Source organism: Novipirellula sp., assembly GCF_041583735.1.
Lineage (GTDB): Bacteria > Planctomycetota > Planctomycetia > Pirellulales > Pirellulaceae > Novipirellula.
In genome coordinates this window covers 1-4,247 of sequence record NZ_JBFHFD010000717.1, presented here as the reverse complement: position 1 = coordinate 4,247, position 4,247 = coordinate 1, and the positions used below count along the sequence as shown (strand labels likewise).

4 protein-coding genes are annotated in these 4,247 nt (G+C 55.5%); 1 reads left to right on the top strand and 3 read right to left on the bottom strand.

The window, feature by feature from the left end; genetic code table 11:
- The coding region (locus tag ABX962_RS31550) for a helix-turn-helix domain-containing protein (RefSeq protein WP_372725561.1) at window positions 1-186 on the top strand (186 nt) is incomplete at its 5' end.
- Window positions 187-213: 27 nt separating this feature from the next.
- Here ABX962_RS31550 and ABX962_RS31545 read toward each other — a convergent pair.
- The 3 genes from ABX962_RS31545 to ABX962_RS31535 form a co-directional block, all read right to left on the bottom strand.
- Window positions 214-1,797 (bottom strand): AAA family ATPase, encoded by a 1,584-nt coding sequence (locus ABX962_RS31545; protein ID WP_372725559.1) that lies wholly within the window; start codon window positions 1,795-1,797, stop codon window positions 214-216.
- Between the two features lie 345 nt (window positions 1,798-2,142).
- A complete protein-coding gene (locus tag ABX962_RS31540; RefSeq protein WP_372725557.1) occupies window positions 2,143-3,252 on the bottom strand; it encodes an L-threonylcarbamoyladenylate synthase in 1,110 nt (369 codons plus the stop codon).
- A gap of 40 nt (window positions 3,253-3,292) precedes the next feature.
- Window positions 3,293-4,247 (bottom strand): hypothetical protein (locus tag ABX962_RS31535; RefSeq protein WP_372725555.1); only part of this gene is annotated, 955 nt, incomplete at its 5' end.

Sequence of the window (4,247 nt, the reverse complement as noted above, 5' to 3'; positions counted from 1 at the left end):
CCCTCGCTTGCCCGCAACGAGTGGGAACATATTCACCGCGTGTTGTCCGAATGTGGCAACAACATCAGCGAAGCGGCACGGCGATTGGGAATCCATCGCCGCTCGCTACAACGTAAACTTCGCAAACGAGCCCCCGAAGATCCGGCGATTCCCGACGTCGAAGATGAAGCGGATGATGACGAGTAAGACTCGGGCGAACAGCCGAGCAACAGCCTAAGTCATGACCGAGAAGTAATTGTCGACGGCAAAATCGAAGTACTCGTTCTTTAGCTCGACCTTCAAGTCGTTGTAGAGACAGAAATTTCGCACCTGCAGCAACAAGTCACGCGGTTGGCAATTTCGAAACGGGCGATTGACGGGCAGATAGTGCGTCTTGATCAAATAGTCGATCGCCTCGGCGTTGTAGGGGATCTTGGTGATCTTGCACATGATCTCGAACAGTTTGCGGAAATCCGCTTCGGGCGGATTGGGGACTTCAATCTTGTAGGGGATACGACGCAAGAACGCGTCATCCACCAAATCTTTGGGTTCGAGATTGGTACTAAAAATGACCAACTGATCAAACGGCACCTGGATCTTTTTGCCGTTGGCCATGTTCAAAAAGTCATAGCGTTTTTCCAGCGGAATGATCCAGCGATTTAAGAGCTGATCGACGCTCATCTTTTGACGCCCAAAGTCGTCGATCACCAACGTGCCACAATTGCTCTTCAATTGCAGCGGTGACTCGGAAATGTTGCTCTCGGGATTGAACTGGACCTCTAACATGTCCAGCGTCAGTTCCCCCCCCGCGACGATCGTAGGCCGTTTGATTCGTACCCACCGTTTATCGAAACCGCCAATATCAAGGATCCCGCTGCCAGCTTCGGGCATCGCGATTTCGTGGTTCATCGGATCGTAGACCCGCATCACCGCGCCATCAATTTCGACGGCACGTGGAATCCACAAGTACTTTCCAAACGCTCCGGTGACACGCTCGGCAATCGACGTTTTACCATTCCCGGGAAAGCCAAACAAAAACATCCCACGTCCGCTGGCCACTGCGGGCCCTAAACGAATCAGCATTTGAGGGTTGATTAACAGATCGCTAAACGCACGTTCGAGGTCGACCTTTTTAGGAAACTGGCCTTCGATCGTTTGCTTTTTGACGCTGTTGACGTAGTCGGTCAAACTGACGGGACACGCACCGTAATACGTACAATCCTGCTGCATCAAGCGTGCAATCTCACGCCCCGATTCGGTCAAGACGTAGACGTAGTCATTCGTCGACGTCGAGCTTTTGTAGGCGACGCGTTGGTCGGATTTCAAGCGATTTAAAATCGGCTCGACCATGCGAAATGGCAACTTGACTTGATCGGCCACCCTGCGACCAGCGCATTCACCGATGTTTCTCAGAAAACGATAGACAATGGCTTCGAGCAGCGTTTCATTGATGCGAGATTCGTAGGCATCTTGAGGCTCGGCGGGCCGCCAAGGCTCGTCACGTGAAGGTGTGAACCCGAGTAATGCGGGGGCTTGCGGACGCACTTGAACATTTGCGGAATGCGGCAACGGCGGTGCGGGCGCTGCCGGAGTCGCGGGATTGCGTGGTGGATTGACCGCCCCCGAAACCGCCGCTGCCCCGCCTGCGCTAGGCGGCGGAGCCGCTGCGGGACGCGGCGTCTGCTTCGGTCGCGACTGTTCCTCAGCTCGCGGCTTTGCTCCATCACTACTGAGCGAATGAATTCGTGACAGCAGGGCGTCTAGTTGATCTTCGGCTGCACTCTGCTTCGTATCGCTGGACGGTTTCGCGGGATTCATTGAGCAATTCTTTGAAAACTTTGGACCAAATTGGTTCGCCCCTTATCAACATCGCGTGACGCACAATCAACCTCGCGTGACGCACACGAATCACTGATTTCGTTATCGGCTCGCGATGAATACAATCCGCGATCACGCCAGAATCAAACGGATGAACCCCCTGTCCGTGGCACGTCGTTTTTTCCCACTCATCATTGCAATTGCTACAACCCAACCATCACGACGAATCCACGGCGGTAGCGAGCAATAATCACGTAAACGGTGAGTACTTTTTGGGCGTGGCGATGCTGTAGATCAGCACCGCAAGAGTGTCCGCAGTACAAGCGACGCTGCACGCACCGAGAGTTACTTGGAATGGGTCGCGGCGGCTCGATGGATGCGGTCCATGATCGCCATGCCGATACCGACCGGTTCGCAGCAATCGATCACGATCAAATCAAGCTGGGCGTGATCCAAACGCCGCAGTGCCGCAAACAATCCTTTGGCCACCTCGTGAAGATCGCCGGAATCGCTTAATGTTTCCACGGCCGCATAACATCCCGCGTCCTGGGCGGACAACGGCTTGAATGCAATGCGGCCGGTTCTCGCGGGCAACGACATGGGGCGCGCCGTGTCGTACAACACCAGCGGGGTCGTGGGCGAATAGTGCTCCTTCATCATCCCCGGAGCCAACATCGCAGCGGTTTCGTCCGCAGTCACTTCCGCCTCGGCCGCCGATTCAGCGACGGCCCCAGTCAAACGCGGCCCAGTCAAACGCGGCCCAGTCAATTGCGGCCCAGTCAATTGTTTTCCCGTCAATTGCGGGACGGTGATGCCGAACCGTTCCGCCAGCGTTTCCGCAGCGACTCCGCCCGGCCGCAGCAACCGTGGCCCCTCGGGCCGGAGGGCAACGATCGTGGACTCGACTCCAAAATCACAGTCGCCTCCATCAATCACCATCTCGATAAACCGGTGAATTCCTGGCTGGTCCATTGCACCGTCACAATGCTGCGCCATGGTGGGGCTGACGTAATTCGAACGGTTCGCACTGGGCGCCGCAATCGGAAACGGACAACGCTTCAGAAGCCGCAGTGCAACCGGATGCGATGGAATCCGAACCGCCACCGTATCACGCCCTGCCGTGACCACATCAGAGATACGATCCGATCGAGGCAGTACCACGGTCAGCGGTCCCGGCCATAAATCAACGACACAATCGAGTTGTCGCTGCAGCTCGGGAGCCAGCGGCATCATCACTGCTCGATCCATTTGATCGACCGCCGCAATATGCACAATCAACGGATTGGTTGCAGGCCGCTGCTTGGCGGCAAATATCTTCGCCACCGCGTCGCGGTCCCACGCGTTGGCCGCCAATCCATAAACCGTCTCGGTCGGAATCGCAATCAGCTTTCCAGCGGCCAACAGGGCAGCGGCGCGATCAAGCACTTCATCAGCAGGAGGTTGAATTAAAGTCATCAGGCCGAAGGGTTGAAAACCGAGGTAGCGTAGCAAACGTTTAAGGATTCCCGTGAACGACTTGATGATTCTCGGAATCGCCAAGCAAGTAACCAAATCCATTTGCGTAGGCAATGCCGTGAGGACGTTTTAGTTTTAACGCCCCTTTGCCCAAAACCGTCTCGACCGTATTGGCATCGATGTCGATTCGCCGAATTAAATGATTCTCGGTATCCACGACAAGCAATCTGCTTTGATCGTCCATCACGAGTCCTTTGGGACCATTAAAGGTGGCTTCGGTTGCAGGTCCTCCGTCGCCTGAATTTCCCTTTTTCCCGCTTCCGGCGACATGATAAATCCGACCACTTTCGCGATCGATCCGCCAAATACTGTTCCCTTCGCGAAGAGCGATCCAAATCGATCGAGCGTCTATTGCCAGCGATCGGGGGCCAAACAATGTTGCTTGGCGGGCCAACGCTCCGTCGGTCGGCAATTTACCGGCTCCGGTCCCAGCAATGGTTTCGATCAATCCGGTGCGGAGATCAAGTCGCCGGATCCGATGATTGTGAGTATCGGCAATCAACACCCCATCGTCGCCATCCAAGACGACACTATGAGGATGCTTTAAGCGAGCTTGGGTTGCTGGTCCGCCATCACCGGAAAACCCTTCGACGCCATCTCCTGCAATCGTCGTCACGATGTTGGTCTTTGCGTCGATCCAGCGAATCACATGGTTGCGAGTATCGGCGACAATCAGATTCCCGTCACCATCGACTCGAACTTCGTGAGGCCAATTGAAGCGGGCTTCCAACGCCGAACCGCCGTCTCCGCTGTAACCTTTCTCGCCACACCCGGCCACTCGCACAAGAGTCGTTTTGTCGTTTTGGCTTGCATTGGCATCGCTGTCGATCGATCCCAGCCAAATGCAATGGTCATCGACGGTGGTCACCCACACCTTGTCCTTGACGATCTCGATCCCAAACGGATTGCCCAGCAAGGTGGCCATGGATGAACGT

Bases quoted from the DNA above. Each gene is read 5' to 3' on its own strand.
- ABX962_RS31540 (WP_372725557.1), bottom strand. From the start codon at position 3,252: ATGACTTTAATTCAACCTCCTGCTGATGAAGTGCTTGATCGCGCCGCT.
- ABX962_RS31545 (WP_372725559.1), bottom strand. From the start codon at position 1,797: ATGAATCCCGCGAAACCGTCCAGCGATACGAAGCAGAGTGCAGCCGAA.